The sequence below is a fragment of the Shewanella carassii genome (assembly GCF_002777975.1).
GTDB lineage: Bacteria > Pseudomonadota > Gammaproteobacteria > Enterobacterales > Shewanellaceae > Shewanella > Shewanella carassii.
On the sequence record NZ_NGVS01000004.1, the window covers coordinates 15,205 to 40,130 of the forward strand.

Annotated in this window: 19 protein-coding genes and 15 tRNA genes; 6 read left to right on the forward strand and 28 right to left on the reverse strand. The window is 52.9% G+C overall.

Features of this window, described 5'->3' with window-relative positions:
• Window positions 1-200: 200 nt before the first annotated feature.
• The 4 genes from xseB (at window position 201) to CBE72_RS00900 (ending at window position 4,496) form a co-directional block, all read left to right on the forward strand.
• On the forward strand, window positions 201-440 hold the full coding sequence (gene xseB / locus CBE72_RS00885; protein ID WP_025012016.1) for an exodeoxyribonuclease VII small subunit: 240 nt from the start codon (window positions 201-203) through the stop codon (window positions 438-440).
• The gene (gene ispA / locus CBE72_RS00890; protein WP_100141909.1) at window positions 441-1,322 is read left to right on the forward strand and encodes a (2E,6E)-farnesyl diphosphate synthase; all 882 of its coding nucleotides are present in this window, start codon (window positions 441-443) and stop codon (window positions 1,320-1,322) included.
• A gap of 21 nt (window positions 1,323-1,343) precedes the next feature.
• Entirely contained in the window at window positions 1,344-3,209 is a 1,866-nt protein-coding gene (dxs, locus tag CBE72_RS00895; RefSeq protein WP_100141910.1) for a 1-deoxy-D-xylulose-5-phosphate synthase, read from the forward strand.
• 162 nt (window positions 3,210-3,371) lie between these two features.
• A complete protein-coding gene (locus tag CBE72_RS00900) occupies window positions 3,372-4,496 on the forward strand; it encodes a patatin-like phospholipase family protein (RefSeq protein ID WP_100142094.1) in 1,125 nt (374 codons plus the stop codon).
• Window positions 4,497-4,503: 7 nt separating this feature from the next.
• Here CBE72_RS00900 and CBE72_RS00905 read toward each other — a convergent pair whose 3' ends face one another.
• The gene (locus tag CBE72_RS00905) at window positions 4,504-5,430 is read right to left on the reverse strand and encodes a hypothetical protein (protein WP_100141911.1); all 927 of its coding nucleotides are present in this window, start codon (window positions 5,428-5,430) and stop codon (window positions 4,504-4,506) included.
• A gap of 156 nt (window positions 5,431-5,586) precedes the next feature.
• Window positions 5,587-7,533, reverse strand: a complete 1,947-nt coding sequence (locus CBE72_RS00910) for a monovalent cation:proton antiporter family protein (RefSeq protein ID WP_100141912.1) — start codon at window positions 7,531-7,533, stop codon at window positions 5,587-5,589.
• Between the two features lie 190 nt (window positions 7,534-7,723).
• Here CBE72_RS00910 and dgcS point away from each other — a divergent pair, with 190 nt between their 5' ends.
• A complete protein-coding gene (dgcS, locus tag CBE72_RS00915) occupies window positions 7,724-8,611 on the forward strand; it encodes a diguanylate cyclase DgcS (RefSeq protein ID WP_373289251.1) in 888 nt (295 codons plus the stop codon).
• A 384-nt stretch (window positions 8,612-8,995) separates the two neighbouring features.
• Here dgcS and CBE72_RS00920 read toward each other — a convergent pair.
• The 20 genes from CBE72_RS00920 to recA form a co-directional block, all read right to left on the reverse strand.
• Window positions 8,996-9,072 (reverse strand) — tRNA-Arg (locus CBE72_RS00920).
• Between the two features lie 46 nt (window positions 9,073-9,118).
• Window positions 9,119-9,210, reverse strand: a tRNA-Ser gene (locus CBE72_RS00925).
• Between the two features lie 8 nt (window positions 9,211-9,218).
• Window positions 9,219-9,295: transfer RNA gene (locus CBE72_RS00930), tRNA-Arg, on the reverse strand.
• A gap of 46 nt (window positions 9,296-9,341) precedes the next feature.
• A tRNA-Ser gene (locus CBE72_RS00935) sits at window positions 9,342-9,433 on the reverse strand.
• An 8-nt stretch (window positions 9,434-9,441) separates the two neighbouring features.
• A tRNA-Arg gene (locus tag CBE72_RS00940) sits at window positions 9,442-9,518 on the reverse strand.
• A 46-nt stretch (window positions 9,519-9,564) separates the two neighbouring features.
• Window positions 9,565-9,656: transfer RNA gene (locus CBE72_RS00945), tRNA-Ser, on the reverse strand.
• 8 nt (window positions 9,657-9,664) lie between these two features.
• Window positions 9,665-9,741 (reverse strand) — tRNA-Arg (locus tag CBE72_RS00950).
• 46 nt (window positions 9,742-9,787) lie between these two features.
• Window positions 9,788-9,879 (reverse strand) — tRNA-Ser (locus CBE72_RS00955).
• Window positions 9,880-9,887: 8 nt separating this feature from the next.
• Window positions 9,888-9,964 (reverse strand) — tRNA-Arg (locus tag CBE72_RS00960).
• 30 nt (window positions 9,965-9,994) lie between these two features.
• Window positions 9,995-10,071 (reverse strand) — tRNA-Arg (locus tag CBE72_RS00965).
• Between the two features lie 42 nt (window positions 10,072-10,113).
• A tRNA-Arg gene (locus CBE72_RS00970) sits at window positions 10,114-10,190 on the reverse strand.
• A gap of 29 nt (window positions 10,191-10,219) precedes the next feature.
• A tRNA-Arg gene (locus CBE72_RS00975) sits at window positions 10,220-10,296 on the reverse strand.
• 31 nt (window positions 10,297-10,327) lie between these two features.
• Window positions 10,328-10,404: transfer RNA gene (locus CBE72_RS00980), tRNA-Arg, on the reverse strand.
• 31 nt (window positions 10,405-10,435) lie between these two features.
• Window positions 10,436-10,512 (reverse strand) — tRNA-Arg (locus tag CBE72_RS00985).
• A gap of 18 nt (window positions 10,513-10,530) precedes the next feature.
• A tRNA-Ser gene (locus CBE72_RS00990) sits at window positions 10,531-10,622 on the reverse strand.
• A 203-nt stretch (window positions 10,623-10,825) separates the two neighbouring features.
• On the reverse strand, window positions 10,826-11,023 hold the full coding sequence (gene csrA, locus CBE72_RS00995) for a carbon storage regulator CsrA (RefSeq protein ID WP_025011666.1): 198 nt from the start codon (window positions 11,021-11,023) through the stop codon (window positions 10,826-10,828).
• A gap of 116 nt (window positions 11,024-11,139) precedes the next feature.
• Window positions 11,140-12,378 (reverse strand): aspartate kinase, encoded by a 1,239-nt coding sequence (locus CBE72_RS01000; protein ID WP_100141913.1) that lies wholly within the window; start codon window positions 12,376-12,378, stop codon window positions 11,140-11,142.
• A gap of 22 nt (window positions 12,379-12,400) precedes the next feature.
• Entirely contained in the window at window positions 12,401-15,025 is a 2,625-nt protein-coding gene (gene alaS / locus CBE72_RS01005; protein ID WP_100141914.1) for an alanine--tRNA ligase, read from the reverse strand.
• 468 nt (window positions 15,026-15,493) lie between these two features.
• On the reverse strand, window positions 15,494-15,925 hold the full coding sequence (locus CBE72_RS01010; protein ID WP_371873365.1) for a regulatory protein RecX: 432 nt from the start codon (window positions 15,923-15,925) through the stop codon (window positions 15,494-15,496).
• A gap of 11 nt (window positions 15,926-15,936) precedes the next feature.
• Window positions 15,937-17,001, reverse strand: coding sequence for a recombinase RecA (gene recA, locus CBE72_RS01015; RefSeq protein ID WP_025011663.1), 1,065 nt, complete (start codon window positions 16,999-17,001; stop codon window positions 15,937-15,939).
• Window positions 17,002-17,317: 316 nt separating this feature from the next.
• On the opposite strand from recA, the gene mutS reads away from it, so the two are divergent.
• Window positions 17,318-19,876, forward strand: coding sequence for a DNA mismatch repair protein MutS (gene mutS, locus CBE72_RS01020; RefSeq protein WP_373289255.1), 2,559 nt, complete (start codon window positions 17,318-17,320; stop codon window positions 19,874-19,876).
• A 92-nt stretch (window positions 19,877-19,968) separates the two neighbouring features.
• Here the strand turns inward: mutS and rpoS are convergent, their stop codons facing one another.
• The 6 genes from rpoS to ispF all read right to left on the reverse strand — a co-directional run bounded on the left by rpoS (window position 19,969) and on the right by ispF (window position 24,923).
• Entirely contained in the window at window positions 19,969-20,925 is a 957-nt protein-coding gene (rpoS, locus tag CBE72_RS01025) for an RNA polymerase sigma factor RpoS (RefSeq protein WP_100141915.1), read from the reverse strand.
• A 78-nt stretch (window positions 20,926-21,003) separates the two neighbouring features.
• Window positions 21,004-21,876, reverse strand: coding sequence for a peptidoglycan DD-metalloendopeptidase family protein (locus tag CBE72_RS01030; RefSeq protein ID WP_373289254.1), 873 nt, complete (start codon window positions 21,874-21,876; stop codon window positions 21,004-21,006).
• A 93-nt stretch (window positions 21,877-21,969) separates the two neighbouring features.
• Window positions 21,970-22,605, reverse strand: coding sequence for a protein-L-isoaspartate(D-aspartate) O-methyltransferase (locus tag CBE72_RS01035; RefSeq protein WP_100141916.1), 636 nt, complete (start codon window positions 22,603-22,605; stop codon window positions 21,970-21,972).
• A complete protein-coding gene (surE, locus tag CBE72_RS01040) occupies window positions 22,602-23,348 on the reverse strand; it encodes a 5'/3'-nucleotidase SurE (protein WP_039033732.1) in 747 nt (248 codons plus the stop codon). Before surE ends, CBE72_RS01035 begins: the two co-directional genes overlap by 4 nt.
• A complete protein-coding gene (gene truD, locus CBE72_RS01045; protein ID WP_100141917.1) occupies window positions 23,345-24,409 on the reverse strand; it encodes a tRNA pseudouridine(13) synthase TruD in 1,065 nt (354 codons plus the stop codon). The genes surE and truD overlap by 4 nt, the downstream gene beginning before the upstream one ends.
• Before the next feature lie 34 nt (window positions 24,410-24,443).
• Window positions 24,444-24,923, reverse strand: a complete 480-nt coding sequence (gene ispF / locus CBE72_RS01050) for a 2-C-methyl-D-erythritol 2,4-cyclodiphosphate synthase (RefSeq protein ID WP_100141918.1) — start codon at window positions 24,921-24,923, stop codon at window positions 24,444-24,446.
• Window positions 24,924-24,926 lie beyond the last annotated feature (3 nt).

Here is a 24,926-nt window from a genome sequence, read left to right on the forward strand (position 1 = left end):
AAAAAAGCAGCAACAAAGCGTGCTATTGAGCAAATAACGGGCGCTTCAATTTGACCCTCATCGCGCCCTGATATACCTTGTGTCACGCTGAGTACAATGCCAAGACACCTGCTGCCAAGCGCCTCTTTTTTGAACTCCCGCACCATGAAAATCAGGTCGCAGGAAAGGACCGGCAATCAAGGTGCACCAAGGAAACCAATGTGGCTAAAAAACCCGAAAATCTGAGTTTTGAAGAATCACTCAACGAGCTGGAACGCATAGTTGCCGAGCTGGAACGCGGTGAAGTGTCGCTGGACGATGCACTCAAACAGTTCGAACGCGGTATAGGCCTGGTGCGCAGCAGCCAGGCTAAACTCGAACAAGCGCAACAAAAAGTTGCCATTCTATTGGCCCAAGATCCGCAGGCGCCATTAAGTCCATTTGATGTTGAGGGTGAGTAAGTGTTAACCCAAGCTATCTCTCACTACCAACAAAGAGTCAACCAACATATCAATGCCGTTTTGGATGCCTTGGATGATACAGACACCAGGCTCAAGGCAGCTATGCGACATGGAGCCCTGCTGGGCGGTAAACGTATTCGACCGTTTTTGGTCTACTCCGTAGGTGAAATGCTCGGTGTTCCGCTGAAACGTCTCGACAACTGCGCCGCGGCGATTGAGTGTATCCATGCTTACTCGCTGATCCATGACGATCTGCCAGCCATGGATGACGATGCCCTGCGCCGTGGTCAACCGACTGTACATATCGCCTTTGACGAGGCCACCGCCATTTTGGCCGGTGATGCCTTGCAAACCTTGGCCTTTGAGCTTATCAGCAACGACATTGAAGGTCTCAGTGACCGCCAACACTTGCGCTTGGTACAAGCGCTGGCCAAGGCCTCCGGCTACCAAGGAATGTGCGGTGGTCAGGCGCAAGATCTCAATGCCACAGACAAAGAGATCTCGCTTGAGCAGCTCACCGCCCTGCACAGATTAAAGACGGGAGCCCTGATCCGCTGCGCCGTCGAGTTTGCGGTCATTGCCGCCGATATCGATGATAATGAAAGGTTGGCACTGCTGGAATATGCCGATGCCATAGGTCTGGCATTCCAAGTACAGGATGACATTCTCGATATCATAGGCAGCACGGAAGAGCTGGGTAAGCCCCAGGGGTCGGATCTCGATGCCAATAAGAGTACTTACCCACGATTATTAGGGCTCGATGGCGCTAAGGCCACAGCCCAAAAACTGCTGGAAGATGCACTATCAGCGCTGGCCAAATTGCCATACAATAGCCAGTTAATTGCCGAATTCGCCCGCTATATCGTTGAGCGAAGAGTATAAAAAGAGACAAAGTATCTCGTTATGAGTCTGGATATCACTCAATTTCCTGTGCTGGCACAGGCCAATACCCCGGAAGAGTTGCGTCAACTTCCACAGAGTCTGCTTCCTCAGTTGGCCGACGAACTCAGGGCGTTTTTATTAAAATCTGTGGGCATGTCTAGCGGTCACTTTGCATCCGGCTTAGGCACGGTCGAACTGACCGTGGCGCTACATTATGTCTATAACACCCCGTTTGACCGCCTGGTCTGGGATGTGGGTCATCAAGCCTACCCGCATAAGATCCTAACCGGTCGTCGCGAACGAATGCCTTCCATCCGCCAAAAAGGCGGCCTGCATCCCTTTCCCTGGCGGGAAGAGAGTGAATACGACACCTTCAGTGTCGGCCACTCCGGCACCTCGATTTCCGCCGCACTGGCTATGGCGGTCGCCGCCGATAAAGAACAAGCCGGCCGTAAAGTGGTGGCCGTGATAGGCGATGGCGCCATGACGGGCGGCATGGTGTTTGAAGCCATGAACCACGCTGGCGATCTGCACAAAGACATGCTGATGGTGCTCAACGACAACGAGATGTCCATCTCGGAAAACGTCGGCGCCCTCAACAACCACCTGGCACAACTGATGTCCGGCCGCTTCTACACCACGATACGTGAAGGCGGCAAGAAGGTACTCAAGGGCATGCCCGTCATCAAAGAGATGGCGCGCCGCACCGAGGAACACCTTAAAGGCATGGTGGTGCCGGGAACTCTGTTTGAAGAGCTGGGATTCAACTACATAGGCCCTATCGATGGCCATGATGTGGATGCTCTGGTGGAAACCCTGCGTAACATGCGCAGCCTTAAGGGGCCACAAGTGCTGCATATCATGACCAAGAAAGGCAAAGGTTATGAGCCAGCGGAGAAAGATCCCATCGGCTGGCATGCGGTGCCCAAGTTTGACCCTTCGCAGTTTTGCAAACCGGCCACCAAGCCGGGGAAACCCAGTTTTTCCCAAGTGTTTGGCAAATGGCTGTGCGACATCGCCGCCAAGGATGACAAGGTACTGGGGATCACCCCGGCCATGCGCGAAGGCTCTGGCATGGTGGAGTTCTCCCAAAGATTCCCCGAACAATACTTCGATGCCGCCATCGCCGAGCAACATGCAGTCACCTTAGGCGCTGGCTTTGCCTGTGAAGGCTATAAGCCGGTCGTGGCCATTTACTCCACCTTCCTGCAGCGCGGCTATGATCAGTTGATCCACGATGTGGCATTGCAGCGCCTGCCAGTACTGTTTGCCATTGACCGCGGCGGCATTGTGGGCGCCGATGGCCCTACCCATCAGGGCGCCTTCGATCTCAGCTACCTGCGCTGCGTACCCAACATGGTGATAATGGCGCCATCCGATGAAAACGAGTGTCGGCAGATGCTTTACACCGGCTACTGCTACGATAAGGGCCCAAGCGCAGTGCGCTACCCTCGCGGCAGTGCGACCGGCGCCGAGCAGGTTGAAGAGATGACGGCGATGGCGATAGGTAAAGGCCTTGTCAGACGTCAAGGCAAACAGATAGCCATTCTCAACTTCGGCACTACCCTAGCTGCCAGCCTGGAAGCTGCCGAAAGCCTGGATGCCACAGTTGCCGATATGCGCTTTGTTAAACCCTTGGATGAAGATTTGATCAAGGAACTGGCCGCCAATCATGACTTGCTGGTAACAGTGGAAGAAAACGCCATCATGGGCGGTGCGGGCAGTGGCGTGCTCGAGTATCTGGCCAGCCAGGGGATCTGTAAGCCTGTGCTGCAAATTGGTCTGCCGGATGAATTTATCAAACACGGCTCACCGGAAGAGATACTGACTGAGCTCAAGCTGGATGCCAGTGGTATTCTCGAGCAGATCCAAAACCGTCTCGCATAGGGTAAGCATCCGCTATCATTAAAAAAACCGCCTCAGGGCGGTTTTTTTGCTTCTCCGACCACAGGAAAGCCAGCTAGAGTTAAACTGAAGTAGCCGAGCCGTGTCTGCAAAATGATACCTTGGCATTCTCTTATGATTCTGGACTTTAGCAAAGGAGGCGCCGTGCCGGAAAGTAGGGCTTTGGTGTTGGGGGGCGGTGGTGCTAGGGCGGCCTATCAGGTGGGAGTGCTCAAGGCATTGGTGCAGTTTTATCCCCGCAATCACGCCATTCCATTCAAGATTGTTTGCGGCACTTCGGCCGGAGCCATCAATGGCACCGCCATCGCTACCCACGCCTCCTGCTTTCACCTGGGACTGAGAAAACTGGAATGGATCTGGCGTAATATCCACACAGAGCGAGTCTACCGCGCCTCCAATACCGGCGTGCTGGCACACCTGGCCAAGATGGCCCTTCGTGGCATGCAGGGAGATCTGGTCAATACCGACGCCGGCAGTTTGCTGGATAATGAACCCTTGCGGCAACTGCTCAATGAGCTGATTAACTTCGAGCGAATCGATCGCAACATCCGCGGTGGCTCCCTGATGGCACTGAGCATTGACACCTCCTGCTACAACAGCTCCCGCTCCGTGACCTTCTTCCAGGCGAATAAGGAACTTGAGAACTGGCAAAGAGCCAGACGCAGTGGCGAGCGCACCCGGCTACACACAGAGCACCTGATGGCCAGCTCCGCCATTCCTTTGGTGTTCCCATCGATTAAGCTATCTCAGTCCTACTATGGCGATGGTTCAGTGCATCAACTGGCGCCGCTGTCCAGCCCGATACATCTGGGCGCCAAGCGGATCATGGTGATCAACTTAGACAGCCCGCATAAGAACACCCCCGTTGAGTTGGATTATCATCCCAAGACGGCCACCATTGCCGGTCATCTGCTGGATACCATCTTTTCCGATACCCTGAACTCAGATCTGGAACGACTCAGACGCATCAATAGCACTCTGGCGCTGGTGCCGGAACAGAGCCGCCAACAGTTGGATCTACGGCCGATTGATACCTTGGTGATTAAACCCAGTGAAGATCTCAGCGAGCTGGCCAAGCGTTACTATCAAGAGATGCCCTTCGCCATTCGCCGGCTGCTGGCCTTGATCGGTATAGACAGCCAGTCGGACACCAGTATTGTGTCCTATCTGCTGTTTGAGAACGCCTACACAGGCGCCCTAATAGATTTGGGTTATCAGGACGCCATGTGCCAGATTGATGAATTGAAAGACTTTTTCGATATCAGTTGAGCATGAGTCAGGCGAAAAAGATAAGTAGGGCCAGCACCAGCAACACTGAGACCAGAGTCACGGCAAAGGTTGGTGTGGAGCCTTGCGCCCGTTCATTGGCGGTCACGGCCCCCTGCTGTAAACCATAGGAATCGCTCTCAGAGCTGTCGACTGTGGTTTGCACTATGTGGTGGCGCTGAAACGGAATAAAGGGCTGGTTTGGGTCACCGACATAAAGACGCACTTCCCCCGTTTCACTTCGGCTCACCAGCGGCGGCAGTATGGTCAGCGCATCCAACTGATAATCCAGGGTCAAATCTTTCAGTTGGACAAGCGTGTAGCCCAGCGCCTTGGCTTGTTCCTGCAAGGCGGCCGACATCTCGTAGCTGGCCAGCTCGGCGTCGAGAACTACCAGCTTACCGGGTTTGCCATCGGGCTGTTGCCACAGACAGTCGGCCAGCCAGATCCCCTTGAGTGAGGCGTAACGGGCAAACAGTGCTTCCACCAGCTCCCAGGCATCGGCCTCTCCGGTGAGCCAAGGGCTGATCTCCACATTGTTGACCCGCAGCACGCAGTCTTCACCATTGAAGCGCGCCGCCATATAGCTCAGGTAGGCTTGCTGATCTTCCACCGGCAGCACGAGTTTGCCCGCCAGCTCCAGCAACAGCACCTCATTGACATGAGCGGTCAGAATAAGCCGTTGCCAATGCATGGGTTTGAAATAGTAATCCGCCGGTTGTTTAAGATTCTCTGCAAGCACCCGGCTCGCCTCCTGCTCATCCATCATGGGAAGGTAGGCATAACAATGACTGGCCTGTTCATTGCCATCGATATTCACCGGCAGGATCAGCGGCACATCACCATCACGGCAAAACAGCAGCTGCTGGGTAGAAGTCAAAATCTCAAACAGTTCCTCGAACGAGATATCGAGGCCATCTTTACTGTCATGGGTCACGGTTGCCAACTCCTTGTAGGTCACTCGGGTTTGCGCTTATTCAGGAAAAGTCGCTGCAATATGCAGCCAAGCAGTCCTTCCCGGCATTCAGCTCCACAAAGGTCGCAGAGTACCCCATTTAACGTGCAAATAAAACCAACGCCAGCGGCCGGGCAATCAGCCTTGAAGCAAAATAACTTCGGCTTTCTCCACCCTTCTGGGCTTGCCGCGAATAAGCAAGGTATCACCGGCGCGGAACTGCCAATCTTCATCCGGCGGCTCGTACTCCCTGCCGCCGCGGCGCACAGCTCTCAGTTCCACCCTGAGCTGTTGCCAGGGGATCTCGGCACTGAATTTTCCCACGGCACTGGCGCCTCTTGGCAAAGCCACTGCATGCAGTAATTCGAGGGAGAAGTCGGCTTCCTCACCGGAAAAGAAACCGTGCAGATACTGATAATGATTGCGCCGCTCCGACTCCAGCCGTTTGAGGATCCGCGACAAAGGGACCCCTGACTGATACAACACCTGAGATACCAGCATCAAGCTGCCTTCCAGAGTTTCCGGAATGACCTGACTGGCACCGGCCTGCTCCAATTGTTCAAGCTCGCTGTCATCCCGGGTGCGCACCATGATCCGCGCCTCGGGTGCCAGTTGCCTACACAGCACCAAGGCCTCTTCCAACTGCGGCTGCTCGCAAAAGGTCAGCACTATACTCTTGGCGTGGCGCACATTGGCTTGTTTGAGCAAACTGCGTTTACAAGCATCGCCGAAATACACAGGCTCTCCGGCCCGGCGCGCCTCGGCAACCCGGGAGGGATCCCGATCGAGGGCAATAAAAGGGATAGCTTCGGCCTTGAGAAACCGCCCTATGGTCTGCCCAACCCGGCCATAACCCAACAGCAGAACCAGATCTTGCTGGGGATCCAAAGGCGGCAGGTTTTCCGCCGGTTCCGGCTTGGGTTTAAGGCCCTGCAACAGCCTGGCTATGTCTATGCTATGACGCACCAATGCCGGCGCCAGTGCCATCGACAGTACGGCAACCATCACCAAAGTGTTACTGACGCTGGGGGCCAACAATTGATAACTCACCGCCAGAGCCAGCACCACAAATGAAAACTCCCCCACCTGTGCCAAACTGAGGCCGGTGGACATGGCCACCCGAAACGGCTCTTTAACCAGCCTCAGCAAAGCAAAGACAATAGCCGTCTTACCGACTATCACCGCCAACAGCAACAGTAAAATTTGCCACCAATAGGCCAGCACCAGACTGAAGTCGAGCAACATACCTATGGAGATAAAGAACAGCCCCATCAAGAGATCCCGAAACGGGCGAATATCCGCCTCCAACTGGCGCCGGTACTGGCTCTCCCCCAGAAGCATCCCTGCCATAAAGGCCCCCAATGCCATGGACAATCCCAGCCACTGAGTAAAGGCGCCGGTCAAGAGCGCTACCACTAGAGTCGACAACACAAACAGCTCGTTGGAGCGGGAGCGGGCGACTTCATCAAACAGTTTGGGCAGAGCCCACTTACCAAAAGCCATCAGCACAATAAAGGCCAGGATCCCCTTTCCCAGAGCGGTCCCAAGCTGCAGGACAGTCAAAGGCTCGCTGCCATCGGCAAGCAAAGGCAGCAGAATAAGCAAAGGCACCACCGCCAGGTCCTGGAACAGCAACACACTGACCGACAGTTCGCCATGGCGGCGCTTGAGCCAGCCTTTGTCGTTGAGCAGTTTCAGCACTATGGCGGTGGAAGACAAGGCTGTCACTGAACCTATCACCAGCGCCTGAGTCACGTCGCTGATAAAGAGTAATCCGGCCCCCATGGCCAGCAAGGTGGTCAATACCACCTGAGCACTGCCGAGGCCAAATACAGTGCGGCGCATGGCCCAGAGCCTGGGTACAGAAAACTCCAGTCCCAGGGTAAACATGAGTAGCACCACCCCAAGTTCGGCCACCGACTGCATCTGGTGCTGCGAAAACCAATTGAATCCGGAAGGACCGCTGATAACCCCCGTCAGCAGGTAGGCCAGAATAGCGGGCAAGCCTATACGCCTGAGCAAGGCTATCGCCGCTATGGCAATAACCAGCATCAAAAGGATCTGGATAAAGAATCCATGTTCCATGCGCACTCTCCCCGTTGGCAAATGGTTCAATTGATAATTTTGTCGGCGTCAAATACTTGTCACCCCAATATGCAAGTTGACATCAGCAAGCTTAACTCAATGAGATCTATATACAAATCAGACAAAAGCCTATCAGGCACGCATTTTGCATTGTAACAGTCGTGAAAGGTTTTACCTTATTGGAGTATTTATGATGGACTTCGGTCTGGCAACAGAGTTTTACCCTGAAGACTATCGGTATCTGTCTGATCAACCTCGGACTATCCGCCCAAAAACGGATCTACTGCAGGCGATTCAACGATTACATGCCAGTCTCAACCCTCGGACAGTGTTTGCCTGCTATGGCAAACTGCTGCAACAATATTTGCCGGTGTTGGGAGTGCAGTTGCGCTTGAAAGGGCATCTGTTTTATTGGGGACGTACCTCTCAAAGCATGATCAGCCGAGAGTTCTCCAGTAAGTTGGGAACAGCCAAGTTATGTTATCGTCTGCAAAGGCCTCTAACGCCATTCGAGCAGACTGAGCTTGCACAAATTGAGGCTCTCTTGTCGCAACCTCTGCTTAACGCCATCGCTTATTCAGAGATGTCGGAACAGGCGATGTATGATTCCCTGACAGAGCTTGGCAACCGCCACTATTTTGGTCAGTGTATCCGTACTTCGCTCGCCAGAGCAGGACGAGCTCACAGCCCAATATCTTTGGTAGTGCTTGATCTGGATAATTTCAAGCAGCTCAACGACACCCTTGGCCATAAATTCGGTGACAGAGTACTCAGCAAATTTGGCAAACTACTTAAGAGTGGCATACGTAATGCTGATCAGGCCTTTCGCATCGGTGGCGACGAGTTTGTAGTTTTAGTGGAAGGTAATCTTGAGTCGGCAGTACGTATGAGCGAACGCTTACTCGAGATGCTCGCCAAAGAGTCTTTGTTTATCCGTCACAGTGTCGCTTGCAGCATAGGCATAGCCGTCTGGAGTGCCGGCATGAATCAGGATCAACTGTTCGAACAGGCAGACCGTGCTCTATATCGCGCCAAAGCTGCCGGTCGTAACAGATATTGTATCGCCACACGCGACTGAGAACATCAATAATCAAAAGTCCGGGGCTCTCACTGAGTCAGTGAGATCGCGGCAATAAACTACGACACAGAACTCCAGAGAGCTATTGGTTCTCTGGCAATGGCGACCGCCCCTAACGGGCAGTTCCAAGTTAAAACGCGAGTCCACTTCCAGTATTCCGACCATCAAAGCGACTCTTGTGATAGCGGCAGCTCGACATGACCCAGCCATAAAATAGCAACCAACAATTCCCGATAAGGCCTGTCTACTCTTCCAAGCACTCTAGAGACTCTTACCTATGATTATGTATAGACAAAGATGTTCGCCTGACGCTAGGTTCACCAGAGGGAAAAGACAGATAGCAAAACGCCCTGCGATTGCAGGGCGTCTTACTTCTTTGCTATTTGGTGCGCATGGAAGGAGTCGAACCTCCGACCGCCTGGTTCGTAGCCAGGTACTCTATCCAGCTGAGCTACATGCGCTTAATCCGGAACTCAGAAAGCTTGGCTTTCAAAGTATAGTAAAGAATGGCGGAGAAGGAGGGATTCGAACCCTCGATGGGAGATAAAGCCCATACTCCCTTAGCAGGGGAGCGCCTTCGGCCACTCGGCCACCTCTCCGCGTAAATTGGTGCGCATGGAACGAGTCGAACCTCCGACCGCCTGGTTCGTAGCCAGGTACTCTATCCAGCTGAGCTACATGCGCTTAATCCGGAACTCAGAAAGCTTGGCTTTCAAAGTATAGTAAAGAATGGCGGAGAAGGAGGGATTCGAACCCTCGATGGGAGATAAAGCCCATACTCCCTTAGCAGGGGAGCGCCTTCGGCCACTCGGCCACCTCTCCGCGTAAATTGGTGCGCATGGAAGGAGTCGAACCTCCGACCGCCTGGTTCGTAGCCAGGTACTCTATCCAGCTGAGCTACATGCGCTTAATCCGGAACTCAGAAAGCTTGGCTTTCAAAGTATAGTAAAGAATGGCGGAGAAGGAGGGATTCGAACCCTCGATGGGAGATAAAGCCCATACTCCCTTAGCAGGGGAGCGCCTTCGGCCACTCGGCCACCTCTCCGCGTAAATTGGTGCGCATGGAAGGAGTCGAACCTCCGACCGCCTGGTTCGTAGCCAGGTACTCTATCCAGCTGAGCTACATGCGCTTAAACCGGAACTCAGAAAGCTTGGCTTTCAAAGTATAGTAAAGAATGGCGGAGAAGGAGGGATTCGAACCCTCGATGGGAGATAAAGCCCATACTCCCTTAGCAGGGGAGCGCCTTCGGCCACTCGGCCACCTCTCCGCGTAAATTGGTGCGCATGGAAGGAGTCGAACCTCCGACCGCCTGGTTCGTAGCCAGGTACTCTATCCAGCTGAGCTACATGCGCTTAAATTCATTGCGTATTTTAATTGATATCTGGTGCGCATGGAAGGAGTCGAACCTCCGACCGCCTGGTTCGTAGCCAGGTACTCTATCCAGCTGAGCTACATGCGCTTTCAGATAATCAATTTTCTTAGCAGACTCTAGGGTTTCAGATGGTGCGCATGGAAGGAGTCGAACCTCCGACCGCCTGGTTCGTAGCCAGGTACTCTATCCAGCTGAGCTACATGCGCTTGATCATCTTGAAAAACTAAAGCAGGAATGGTGCGCATGGAAGGAGTCGAACCTCCGACCGCCTGGTTCGTAGCCAGGTACTCTATCCAGCTGAGCTACATGCGCAAATGACATTCTTTACTGCTAAAACGGAAAATGGTGCGCATGGAAGGAGTCGAACCTCCGACCGCCTGGTTCGTAGCCAGGTACTCTATCCAGCTGAGCTACATGCGCATATGACATTCTTTACTGCTAAAACGGAAAATGGTGCGCATGGAAGGAGTCGAACCTCCGACCGCCTGGTTCGTAGCCAGGTACTCTATCCAGCTGAGCTACATGCGCATATTTTACGTTAAGAAATGGCGGAGAAGGAGGGATTCGAACCCTCGATGGGAGATAAAGCCCATACTCCCTTAGCAGGGGAGCGCCTTCGGCCACTCGGCCACCTCTCCGTTTCTTGGCGCACATATTACTGTTTGAAGAAAATAAGTCAAACCCTTTTTCCGAAACCTTTTCCGTTTGTCCTGTTTTTAATCACATCACCTAAATAACGCGCAAATCCTGTGCTATCAAGGGTTTTCAGGCGCCAGAAAATAAAAAAGCCAGTTTAAAAACTGACTCTTCTATTCCTGACGGAGGTTCACTTTGTGTCGCCTCAGAAGTTACCACCTTCAGAAGGGGTTCCGGTTTTCTCAGACTGAATACGCTGATAAATCTCTTCACGGTGCACAGAAACTTCTTTGGGTGCATTCACACCTATACGTACCTGATTCCCCTTCACACCCAGCACTGTCACTGTGACCTCGTCACCAATCATCAGTGTTTCGCCAACACGACGAGTCAAAATCAGCATTCGATTGCTCCTCTAGTTTCCATATCTTCTACACACGGCGCTCATCCGTCGTAACCATTATTATAAGGTGAGCTTAGTACAAATTAATAGTATTCAATACTAAATCCGTTGTTTAATTACACCTTATTTAGTTCAAAAGCGTGATGTAGAACCCGAACTGCCCTGTGTAAATCCGATTCATCTATTACCAAAGACAGCTTTATCTCTGATGTTGCCATCAACTTAACATGAATTCCTTCATTCCCCAAGATATCAAACACCTTGGCGGTTGCCTCTGCTCTTCGATGCACGCCTGCACCTATCACAGAGACCTTTGCCAGGGCTTTTTCAAACACCAATGGCCCGAGCAATGTTCCAAGTTCAGGTGCATCGAGCGCCTTTAACGCCCACGGGAGCCTACTGGAATCCAAAGTAAAGCTGACACTATTTTCGGTACCGGCTTTGGTTACCAGATCCACTTCAATGCCGTTTTCGGCCAACAGTGAAAATACTGCCGCAAAGGGATCAGATGAGTCATCGGTGCGGCTCAAACTCAGCATCGCCTGCCCTTTACTGCAAGCAATACCCGCTACTTGATTACGCTTGTCTTCACAGGCATCGAAACGGATCAGTGTGCCACTACCGGGCTCAAAGCTGGAAAGTACCCGTAATGGAACCCGAAAGCGCTCGGCATAAGACACGGAATCCGGATGTAACACCTTGGCGCCCAACCGAGCCATCTCCAGCATCTCTTCGAAGCTGATGGCATCGAGCTTCTGAGCGCTCGGCTCGATATTGGGATCTGTGGTATAGACACCGGCCACATCGGTAAAAATTTGACATTCCTGCGCCTTAAGCGCCGCAGCCAAAGCCACCGCCGTGGTATCCGAGCCACCACGACCAAGAGTGGTCACTTCCCCGAATTGATCCCGCCCCTGGAAGCCGGCCACTATCGGGATAATTCCCTGCGCCAGCAACTCCTGCAGGTATTGAACATCCACTCGTTCGATACTGGCACGGCCAAACTGACTATTGGTATGGATTTGCACCTGAGCTGCATTGAGCGACTTGGCCTTGACACCACGTTTTGCCAGTGCCATCGCCATCAGCGCAATACTCACCTGTTCGCCAGTGGAGACCAGCATATCCATTTCCCGCGCCGAGGCTTCAGGGTCAATCTGCCCCGCCAGCGCGAACAGGCGGTTGGTTTCACCGGCCATGGCGGAGAGCACCAACACCTGATGCTCGCCGCTCAGTTGCGCCTTGGCAACCTGCTCGGCAATCACCTCGATGCGCTCAATGGAGCCTACCGAGGTGCCGCCGAACTTCTTGACATACAGTCGCTCGTTACTGCCTGAACGTACTTCTTGTGTCACATAGACCTCGTTGGTGGCGAAATTATGCCAGACGTTCAGTCAGCCAGGGCGTTACCGATGCCAATGCCTGAGGCAAGTTGGCAACTTCACTACCACCGGCTTGGGCCATATCGGGACGGCCACCGCCCTTGCCACCAACCTGCGCAGCCACCATGGCCACCAATTCACCGGCCTTCACCTTAGCGGTCAGGTCTTTAGTCACCCCGGCGATAAGATTTACTTTGTCGCCATGGGCCAGCCCCAGCACCACTACGCCAGACTGCAGCTTCTGCTTGAGCTCATCTTGCAGACCACGTAGAGAGCCTGGGTCAATGCCTTCGACCTGTTTCACCAAAACCTTAACTCCGGCAATCTCTTGCGCATCGGCAACCATATCGGCGCTGGCAGCGGCAGCCAGTTTATCTTTAAGCTGAGCAACCTCTTTTTCCAGTTGACGACTACGCTCCAACTGCGCCTTGAGCTTGGCGACCACTGAGTGACTGTCAGCCTTCAATAAGTTAGCGGCATCACTCAACTCTTGCTGTTGCTCGGCCACGAAGGCCATGGCGGCAGCACCGGTTACCGCTTCAATACGGCGAATACCGGCGGCAATACCGCCTTCTGATGTGATCTTGAACAGACCTATGTCACCGGTGCGCCCCACATGGGTACCACCACAAAGCTCGATCGAGAAGTCACCCATGGTCACAACCCGAACCTGAGCATCGTATTTCTCACCAAACAGGGCCATGGCGCCCTTGGCTTTGGCCTGCTCTATGTCCATCTCAGCCGTTTTCAGTTCGTGGTTACGACGGATCTGGGTATTGACCATCTCCTCAACCGCCTTGAGCTCTTCAGGCTTAACCGCTTCAAAGTGAGAGAAGTCGAAACGCAAACGATCAGGCTCCACCAAAGAACCTTTCTGGGTTACATGCTCACCCAATACTTGACGCAGTGCGGCGTGCAGCAGATGAGTCACAGAATGGTTCAGCTGGGTGCGATGGCGCAGTTTCTTATCGACTTGCGCAAGTAACTCCTGACCCAGCGTCAGTTTGCCTTGGCTCAGTTGGCCGATATGACCTGTGGCCTGAGCATACTTTTGGGTGTCACTCACCTCAAACAGCAGACCTTCGGCTGTCAATTGGCCCTTATCACCAACCTGACCACCCGATTCGCCATAGAATGGGGTTTTGTCCAGGACGATAACCGCTTGCTGACCGGCTTCCAGAGTGTCGACCGCCTGACCATCGACATAGATGCCGATAACCTTGCCGTTGCCGCTGAGTTCACTGTAACCGCAGAACTCACTGTCGGCATCAATCTTCAGCCCGGCGTTGTAATCGGCACCAAATTGACCGGCGGCCTGAGCCCGACTACGCTGCTCGGCCATCGCCGCATCAAAACCATCTTCATCGACTTTGATATTACGCTCGCGGCAAACATCGGCGGTCAGATCCATAGGGAACCCATAGGTGTCGTAGAGCTTGAATACGGTTTCACCATCCAGGGTGTCGCCCTTGAGCTCAGACAGAGCCGCATCCAGAATCCCCAGACCACGCTCAAGTGTACGGGCAAACTGTTCTTCTTCGGCTTTCAGCGCCTTTTCTACTATGTTTTGGGTCGCCTTCAGGCCTTTGGCAGCATCACCCATCACATCAATTAAGGCAGGCACCAACTTGTAGAAGAAGGTGTCGGTAGCGCCCAACTTGTTACCATGTCGCACGGCGCGGCGAATGATACGCCGTAGCACATAACCCCGGCCTTCATTGGACGGCATCACGCCATCGGCAACCAAAAAGGCACAAGAACGTATGTGGTCGGCAATAACCCGCAGGGATTTATTTTCCAAATCAGTCACGCCGATGATCTCGGCCGTCTTGGCAATCAGAGTGCGGAATACGTCAATTTCATAGTTGGAATGCACACCTTGCAAAATGGCGGCAATACGTTCGATACCCATCCCCGTATCGACTGATGGCTTGGGCAGAGGCTCCATTACACCATCGGCCTGACGGTTGTACTGCATGAAGACTATGTTCCAGATCTCAATAAATCTGTCACCATCCTCTTCCGGTGTACCTGGGCGGCCGCCAGGGATATGGTCACCGTGATCATAGAAAATTTCAGTACAAGGACCACAAGGGCCTGTATCACCCATCTGCCAGAAGTTGTCTGAAGCATAAGGTGCGCCCTTGTTGTCGCCGATACGGATAATGTCCTCGGCAGGAACCCCTATCTGCTTGTTCCAGATGTCAAAGGCTTCATCGTCAGATTGATAAACGGTAACGCACAGACGTTCCTTGGGCAGCTTGAGCTCTTCAGTCAAGAAGGTCCAGGCGAAGCGAATGGCATCTTCTTTGAAGTAATCACCGAAGCTAAAGTTACCCAGCATCTCAAAGAAGGTGTGATGACGGGCCGTATAACCCACGTTATCCAGGTCGTTATGTTTACCACCGGCGCGAACACAACGCTGCGAGGTAGTGGCGCGGCTGTAACTGCGCTTATCCATTCCGAGGAACACATCTTTAAACTGGTTCATCCCGGCGTTGGTAAATAGCAGAGTGGGGTCATTGCCTGGCACCAGTGAACTACTGTCGACTACCTGATGGCCATTCTTGCGGAAAAACTCCAGGAAAGCACTTCTGAGTGCTGCTGTGGTTTGATACATATATCGTCCTGAGTTGCTTAAGCCTGAATAATGTAGAAAAAGTGGTCTAAAGGCGTAAATCGCCCGGCCACTCAAGCGTTCTTTTGCCAAGCATTATAAGCATGCAGCGCCAGAATACCAATTAGATTGCGCAGGGTATGACGCCTGATACAGCCGGGATACAGAGAGTATTCTCGACATTAACAGAAACTAGATTACCGGAACCTCCAAATACGTTTTCTATAGGCATTGGATAACGCTGCGAGAACAAAAATGTAAAGCGACAAGGAGGATATGAAGCGGGTTAACAGAACCTGTCAATATCTGTGACAAACACTACAACAAGTATTTGAGTTGTGAGCCACTATCGAGTGCAAACACCGGCTTTAAACATAAGAGGAGTGAAGATAGTCTTTAAAACGCCGTCAATTCGGATATTTTATTTACAGACATATAGTTGTGGAAGAGACTGTTGCAGGAGGGGCTAAGTCAGTCGTAAGGGTCATATTCAAGGGCGTATGCCACTTGATCATAACTAAAGCCCTGCCCCATCAAGTGACGAATTCGACGAGCCTTTTCTTTCATATCATCAGCGGGACTATCGCCGAATTTTTTCAGCGCGCGCGTGCGGGCCAAGGCAAACCAGTCACAATCACTGGCATCCAAAACCTGCTCAATACATTGTTTATTTAAGCCCTTTTGCATCAGTGCCTGACGCACTTTTCCCGGGCCGTGGGCCTTGGCAATATGGCTGCGCAGCAAGGCTGCCGCGAAACGCTGATCATCAATAAAACCTTTGGCTTCCAGACCATCCAAAGTCTGTTCAACTTCCGGCAACTCAAAGCCCTTGTCCAGCAAGCGGCTCTTGAGTTGCTCGCGGCCATAGTCGCGGCGCGCCAATAGCGCGACCGCAACATCCATTACCGACTGGCTCAGAAGACTTCTCCGGTTTCCAGATCGACATTGCCTTCACCTGTCTCGGCGCTGGCAGGTGCTGCTTCTGCTTTGCTGAGCAGTTTGGCGCGCAGTGCCGCTTCGATTTCGGCAGCCACTTCAGGATTTTCCTTGAGGAACTTACCGGCATTGGCGCGGCCTTGACCTATCTTGTCACCTTTGTAGCTGTACCAGGCGCCGGATTTTTCCACCAGCTTGTGGGCTACGCCCAGGTCAACCAACTCACCGGTACGGTTGATCCCCTGACCATAGAGAATTTGGAAGTCGGCTTGTTTGAAGGGGGCGGCAATCTTGTTCTTAACCACTTTAACCCGAGTTTCGTTACCAACAACCTCGTCGCCCTCTTTGATAGCGCCAGTACGGCGGATATCGAGACGAACAGAGGCGTAGAACTTAAGGGCGTTACCACCTGTGGTGGTTTCAGGGTTACCAAACATGACCCCTATCTTCATCCGGATCTGGTTGATGAAGATAAGCAGAGTATTGGACTGCTTGAGGTTACCGGCCAGCTTACGCATTGCCTGACTCATCATTCGGGCCGCCAGACCCATGTGAGAATCACCGATTTCACCTTCGATTTCAGCCTTGGGAGTCAGAGCCGCCACTGAGTCAACAATGATGACATCAACGGCGCCACTGCGAGTCAGCGCATCACAGATCTCCAGCGCCTGTTCACCAGTATCAGGTTGAGAACACAGGAGGTTATCGATATCCACGCCCAGCTTCTTGGCGTAGATAGGATCCAGTGCGTGTTCGGCATCGATAAAGGCACACACTTTGCCTTCACGCTGCGCCGCGGCAATCACTTCCAGTGTCAGGGTTGTTTTACCAGAAGATTCAGGACCATAGATCTCAACGATACGGCCCATTGGCAGACCGCCGGCCCCCAGAGCCACGTCCAGAGAAAGCGAACCGGTAGAGATGGTTTCGACATCCATGGTTCTGTCTTCACCCAGCTTCATGATAGAACCTTTACCGAACTGCTTCTCTATCTGTCCCAGAACTGCGTTCAGCGCCTTCTCTTTGTTTGGATCTATTTTCATTCCTGTTCCCTCTTGATTGCGGCGCAATGCGCCGCCTGAAATCTATGTTGCCGCTCCTTTTAAGAGCTTTGGCGTCAATACCAATCTGTCACCTAGTATACTGTACAATCATACAGTATCAAGTGCTGGTGATAATTTATTTAAAGGCCGCTTGCGGATCAATCACTTGTGACCGAAAGCATAAAATTTACCCGCCCACGACTGGTTCAGTGATGAATAACTGATACTATTGGCGCCATTGTCAAAAGGGCAACCGCTCTTGGAAACACAGTCAAGGATACATCTGAAAGCTCCCATGAATGCAGTGATCACGCCTATGGATAACCCGGATTTGGAAAAACACACCCCGATGATGCGCCAGTATCTGTCGATGAAAGCGCAGCATGCCGAAATGCTGCTGTTTTATCGCATGGGGGACTTTTACGAGCTGTTTTATGATGATGCCAAAAAAGCCTCCGAGCTCTTGGGTATCTCACTAACTGCCAGGGGCAAGAGTGGCGGCGATCCTATTCCTATGGCGGGTATTCCCTATCATGCGGTGGAAGGTTATCTCGCCAAGCTGGTGCAGCTCGGTGAGTCGGTTGCCATCTGTGAGCAGATTGGTGACCCGGCCACGTCCAAAGGGCCGGTCGAGCGCAAAGTGGTGCGCATAGTGACTCCCGGAACCCTCACCGATGAAGCGCTGCTGCAAGAACGTCAGGATAACCTACTGGCCGCCGTCTACGAAGGCAAGAACGGTTTTGGCTACGCCACCTTGGATGTGGCCTCCGGCCGTTTTGTGATTGCCGAGCTGGCCACGCTTGAATCATTGGAGGCAGAGCTGCAACGCACCAAACCGGCCGAGCTGCTCTACAGCGAAGACTTTTCCCAACAAAGCCTGATTGCCGGCATCAAGGGCAAACGCCGTCGTCCCGAGTGGGAGTTTGACTTGGATACCAGCATGCGATTGTTGCTGGATCAGTTTGGCACCAAAGATTTGCGTGGTTTTGGCATAACAGACGCCAGGCTGTCACTGCAGGCCGCCGGCTGCCTGATGCAGTATGTCAAAGATACCCAGCGCACCGCTCTGCCCCATATCAATGCCATTACCCGCTTTAACCAGAGCGACAGCATAGTGTTGGATGCCGCCACCCGGCGGAATCTGGAACTGACGGTGAACCTTGCCGGTGGCCGGGACAATACTTTGGCTTCGGTACTGGATGCAACCGCCACCCCCATGGGCAGCAGGATGTTACAGCGCTGGATCCATCAGCCACTCAGAGACCATCAACAGATTGGCCTGCGGCAAACCGCTGTGGCAGAGTTGATTGCCAGCGGCCTGTTCGAGCCGTTGCATGACGACCTAAAGGCGCTCGGTGATGTGGAGCGGATCATGGCGCGCCTGGCCCTGAGAAGCGCCCGCCCGAGAGACTTTGCCCGTCTGCGACAAGCGCTGGCGCTGTTGCCGCAACTGCAGCAACTATTGGCAAACACCCAAAGCCCCGAGCTTGGACGTTTGAAACACCAGCTCAGTGAATTCCCTGAAGAACTCGCTCTGCTGGAGCGGGCCATTGTCGACAACCCACCGGTACTGATTCGTGATGGCGGCGTGATCCGCGATGGTTATCATGCCGAACTGGATGAATGGCGCCGCCTTAGTGAAGGCGCCAGTGACTACCTGCAACAGTTGGAAGTCAGGGAAAAAGAGCAAACGGGAATAGCCACCCTGAAAGTCGGTTTCAACCGGGTACACGGCTACTATATCGAAGTTTCCCGCGGCCAGTCGGCGCTGGTGCCTCTGAGCTACCAAAGACGCCAGACATTGAAAAACACCGAGCGCTATATCATCCCAGAACTGAAAGAGTATGAAGAGAAAGTACTCTCCAGTCAGGGCAAGGCGCTGGCACTGGAAAAGCAGCTTTGGGATGAGCTGTTCGATCTCCTGCTACCCAAGCTCAGCGAGTTGCAGGCCTTTGCCATGGCGGCGGCCGAGTTGGATGTACTGAGCAACTTTGCCGAGCGGGCCGACAGCCTCAACTACCACCAACCGGAGTTGAGCGATAAGCCGGGCATACATATTGAAGCCGGGCGTCACCCAGTAGTTGAACGGGTCAGCCAGGCTCCCTTTATCGCCAACCCGGTAACCCTTAACCCTGAGCGTAAAATGTTGGTGGTCACAGGCCCCAATATGGGGGGGAAGTCCACTTACATGCGTCAGGTGGCGCTGATCACCCTGATGGCGCATATCGGCAGCTTTGTGCCGGCAGATAAGGCAATTCTGGGGCCTGTTGACAGGATCTTCACCCGTATCGGCGCCTCGGACGATCTGGCCTCGGGCCGCTCCACCTTTATGGTGGAAATGACAGAAACGGCCAATATTCTCCACAATGCGACCGCAGAGAGTCTGGTGCTGATGGATGAGATTGGCCGCGGCACCTCCACCTATGACGGCTTGTCACTGGCCTGGTCAGCGGCAGAATATCTGGCCCAGCGACTCGGCGCCATGACACTGTTTGCCACCCATTACTTCGAGCTGACTCAGTTGGCAGAGTTGATGCCCCAGGTTGCCAATGTGCATCTGGATGCCATGGAGCATGGCGACAGCATAGTCTTTATGCACGCAGTGCAGGAAGGAGCCGCCAGCAAGAGCTATGGTTTGCAGGTTGCTTCACTGGCCGGTGTTCCAGCCTCGGTGATCAAGGCCGCCAAATTGAAACTGCAGCAACTTGAAAGTCGCGATCACGGTCAAGAGCCCCATGTTCAGGCACAGGCCACACTGCAACTGGAAACACCGCCATCTGAGCTTGAACTTCTGCTTGGCAGGCTGAACCCGGATGAACTCAGCCCAAGAGAGGCGCTGGACTTAATCTATAAACTCAAGGCGTTGGCAAACTAAGCCCGCTACTCTGGCTATCGCTGTGGCTTGGAAATACACGAAAGAAGGGGCGCAATGCGTCCCTTCTTTTTTACAAAGGATGGTAAGTTGCTTTAGACCTTGAACAGGGCCTCTACTGACAACCCCTGAGAGGAGAGTATGTCGCGCAGGCGTTTCAATGCCTCCACCTGAATTTGCCGCACTCTTTCACGGGTCAGGCCAATTTCCGAGCCCACATCTTCTAGAGTAGAAGGCTCATATCCCAGTAGGCCAAAGCGTCTGGCAAGCACTTCCCTTTGCTTGGTATTGAGCTCATTGAGCCACTTAACCACTGAGTTGGAAATGTCTTCTTCCTGCACTTGGGCATCTGGTGTCATATCATCATCGTCTGCCAACACATCGAGCAGGGCCTTGTCGTTGTCACCGCCTATCGGGGTGTCGACCGAGGTAATCCTCTCATTCAGCTTCAGCATCTTGCTGACATCGCTGCTCGGCAGTTCCAGCTTTTCGGCTATCTCTTCGGCTGTGGGTTCATGATCCAGCTTATGGGCCAACTCCCGGGCAGTACGCAGATACACATTGAGCTCTTTCACCACATGAATAGGCAGACGTATAGTACGGGTCTGATTCATTATGGCTCGCTCAATGGTCTGGCGGATCCACCAAGTGGCGTAAGTGGAGAAACGGAAACCGCGCTCGGGGTCGAACTTCTCTACAGCACGGATCAGACCAAGATTGCCTTCTTCAATCAGATCCAAAAGCGCCAAGCCACGGTTGTTGTAACGACGGGCTATTTTGACCACGAGGCGTAAATTACTTTCGATCATGCGGTTGCGTGATTTTTCACAACCTTTGAGGGCCTTGCGCGAGAAAAAGACCTCTTCTTCCGCACTCAGCAAGGGGGAAAATCCGATTTCACTCAGATAAAGTTGGGTCGCGTCTAAGTTTTTTTGCAGGTCATCCTGAACCATTTCGGCCAGAGCTTCTTCCTTCTTTGACGCCACTTCCGTGTCGTTTACGGATAAATCTACAAGCTCTTCCACGGGTGCGCTAGCATTTTTGCGGCTCATAATATTCTCTCCCAAACCTTAACAAACTAATTTACATCGCTTTTTATCCTCCATATGCCAACTTTGGCTCCCAAACAATCAGCGTTTGGGTAAATAATTAAGTGGATTAACAGACTGACCATGGTAGCGGATCTCAAAGTGCAGCATGACCTGGTTGGTGCCTGTACTTCCCATCTTCGCAACAGTCTGCCCGGCGGACACATGCTGCTTTTCCTTGACCAAGATCTTATCGGCGTGGGCGTAAGCACTGAGATAGTCATCACTATGCTTGATAATGACGAGGTTTCCATAACCCCGCAAAGCATTACCCGCATAGACTACCCGACCATCGGCAGTGGCTTTAATAATATCGCCTCGGTTGCCGGCTATCTTGATTCCTTTATTTCCCTGCTCTTTGGCTGAGAAAGTGCCAATCACCCGGCCATTGACCGGCCATATCCAGCGACTGACTTTGTCCGGCAGCGTCGAACTCGGCTTGTGGACAACATGGTTAACATTCTGTTTACCATTGGATACAGGGTAAGCAGACTTTGGTTTGGGATCAAGTGTTTTTTTCGGCTTATTTTGCTTAGCTTGAGCAACGGCTTTTTTTTGCGTAATAGTCTGTTTCTTATATATTTTATCTTTTGGCTTTTGCGGCTTTGGTTTGGAGTTTTTACTCAAATTCACTTGCGAATTTGACTTAACATTTTTGTGACGTTCAAGAATAAGTACTTGACCCGGGTAGATGGTATAGGTTTTATCAAGCTGATTGAGCTTGGCTATCTGCGCATAGTCTTTGCCTGCTCCCCAAGCGATAGAGTAGAGGGTATCCCCCTTTCTCACCGTATAGGTATTGGAGCGAATCGAACCTCTCTCTATGGCCGGTCTTTGCACGCCATAAACAGACTCAACCGGAGCCGGACGGTGAGCCTGAAAGCTGCATCCAGAAACCAGGGTAACCAATAGCACTGAGCCAAGACGCCCAAAAAAAGACGCCTTTCGTTGTAAAAGCTGGCTGGAATGCAATGGGCTCAAGAAGACTCCTGCATGCTTTAATGGCTATTAGGCCAAACCGCCACTGATCAAGGGAACAAACTTCACCGCTTCGATCACTTGGGAAATAAACTGTCCCCTTTCCCGGCGGATCTTCAGCAGCTGTTGATTTTCATCACCGACGGGGATCATCAATATCCCCCCCTCAGCCAACTGTTCCAGTAAGGCGGTGGGGATGTCAGAGGCTGCCGCTGTCACCATGATGGCATCGAAGGGTGCCCTGTTGGGCCAGCCTTGCCAGCCATCACCGTATTTGAAGTGGACATTATGCAGATCCAGACGCTTGAGGCGTTGCCTAGCCTGGATTTGTAAGCTTTTGATCCTCTCGACGGTAAAAAGTTCAGGTACCAACTGCGCCAGTACCGCCGCCTGATACCCGGAACCGGTACCAATTTCAAGCACCTTGGTAGGATTATGCTCCAGTAGTAACTCGGTCATTCTCGCCACAATATAAGGCTGGGATATAGTCTGGCCCGAACCTATAGGGAGAGCAGTGTTTTCGTAAGCCTTGTGCGCCAAAGCGCCATCAAGAAACAACTCTCTGGGGGTTTGGGCCACCACCTGCAACAGACCCGGGTGACGGATCCCCGCTTCCTGCAGTTTTCTGGTTAAGTTCAGTGCCGATGTGGAGGCTACCCGGGTCATAGTTTTTCTATCCAGTGTTGCAATTGCGAAAGCTGCCGATAGGCGGTTAAATCTACAGTTAATGGGGTGATGGACACATATCCCTGAGACACAGCATAAAAATCTGTGTCTTCACCCACATCCAGTTCAATCCCGGGGGGCCCCAACCAAAATACCTCGCGGCCATGAGGATCTCTGGCTCTGACCATACCCTCAGCCTTATGGCGGGCGCCGAGCCGAGTAACCCGTATCCCCTTGATTTCATCGAGAGGCAGATCCGGCACATTGATATTGAGGATCTGATCCGAGGCAATGGGATGCTTCTTAAGCCCCATAATGATCTTCACCGCATAGGCCGCCGCAGTGTCATAATGCGTAAACTCACGCCCCACCAAAGATACGGCCACCGCCGGTAACCCCAGAAAACGCCCTTCCATCGCCGCCGCCACTGTGCCTGAATAGAGGGTATCGTCTCCCATATTGGCACCGGCATTGATCCCCGAGACTACCATGTCGGGTTCGCCTTCATAGAGCTCACGAATCGCCAGATGAACGCAATCGGTCGGCGTGCCGTTTACCGAGATGTAGCCATTGTCTAACTTATTAATCCTTAAGGGGTTCGTCAAGGTTAAAGAGTTACTGGCACCGGAGCAGTTGCGATCCGGTGCCACAGTGAGCACTTCGGCAACGGCTGACAAGGCTTCCGATAGGGCACGGATCCCAGGTGCCGTTACCCCATCATCGTTACTGACCAAGATTTTCATGCAGGGTTTCCTTCCTGAGCCGCCTGGCGCTCACGCCACAGACGTTCGGTCACATCATCATAGTCGAGCAGTTCCCGCAGCACTGAGGTTGCAAAGCTGCCCGCAGGAAGGCTGAACTCCAGCTCCAAAATGTCCGGCTCGATAAATTGGTACTTCATCCCCTCGGGACGCAGCAACAGTGGTCTCCTTTCCTGCTCGAGCCCGGCTTTTTCTAGGCCTTCACAATCGGCGCTGTATTCGGCCAGCACCTGAGTCTCAAAAGCCAAGGCATCGGCACTGCTGAGTGGCTGCCCCCTACCCCACATGGGCGCCGACAACAAAATATCTTTTTCTGCCAGCCTTTGTTGCAACACCTCATCCCAGCGCTCGGCAACAAAGAAGCTGCGGCTGCCGGCCAGCATGACACAATCACCGTCCAGACACTCAAGCCCATGGTTCGCCAGGCGCTGAGAGACCAGTTGATTGAACAATAATGAGCGCAGCGACGACAGGTAGATAGAGCGCTTGTTTCTATCTTTCACCTTGCGCCCCTGCAGCATCTGCCGCGCCATTTCTATGTTACGGCCGTTGTGACCAAAGCGCTGTTCACCGAAATAGTTGGGTACGCCGCTCTCGGCAATCGACTCCAGCCGCTGCAATACATCTTCCGGCTGGGTTATCTGGCGCAGAACCAGTTTGAAACGGTTACCGGAAAGCGCACCAATACGCAGCTTCTTGTTATGACGCGCCGCACTCAATACCGTGATGGACTCGCTATTGAGGCTCAGCCAATCCGGCATTTCCTTGCCCGGAATTCGTACGCCGAACCACTGCTCTGTGATGGCATTCTTATCCTTCTGACCGGCAAAGGTCACCTCTTTGGGATGCACCTTGGCCAATTTGGCCAGCATCTCGGCCACCTGAACCGTATTCAGGCCATCCTTACGAATATGCAGCAGATGGTGCTCACCCTCGCCCGAGGGCAGAAAAGGCAGTATTTCCTGCACCTGAAAATCGCTGTTGCTGGTGCGCATATCGCCTTTGGAGAGCGGCTTGCCATAGAGAAAGTGTAATGAATTCATCTTATTTGAATCTTTTCCTGTAAATGAGTCGGTATTACATACCGAACATCAGCACCACGGCTTCTACCGCAATGCCTTCACTGCGGCCGGTAAAGCCGAGTTTTTCTGTCGTGGTTGCCTTGACGTTGATGGAGTCAAGATCTGTGTGCAGATCTTCGGCCAACATCTGTCGAATGGCTTCAATATGCGGCGCCATCTTGGGCGCCTGGGCAATAATGGTCACATCCAGGTTGCCGAGACGAAAGCCCTTGTCCAGTGCCAGGCGGTAACAATGACGCAGCAGCACCCGGCTGTCGGCTCCCTTGAATTCGGCATCTGTATCGGGGAAGTGTTTACCTATGTCACCAAGCGCCATGGCGCCGAGTATCGCATCTGAAATCGCGTGCAATACCACATCACCATCCGAGTGCGCCAACAGGCCTGTGTGATACGGTACTTCCACCCCACCAAGGACCAAGGGCGGCTCACCACCGAATTTATGTACATCAAAACCGTGTCCAATACGTATATTCATTGC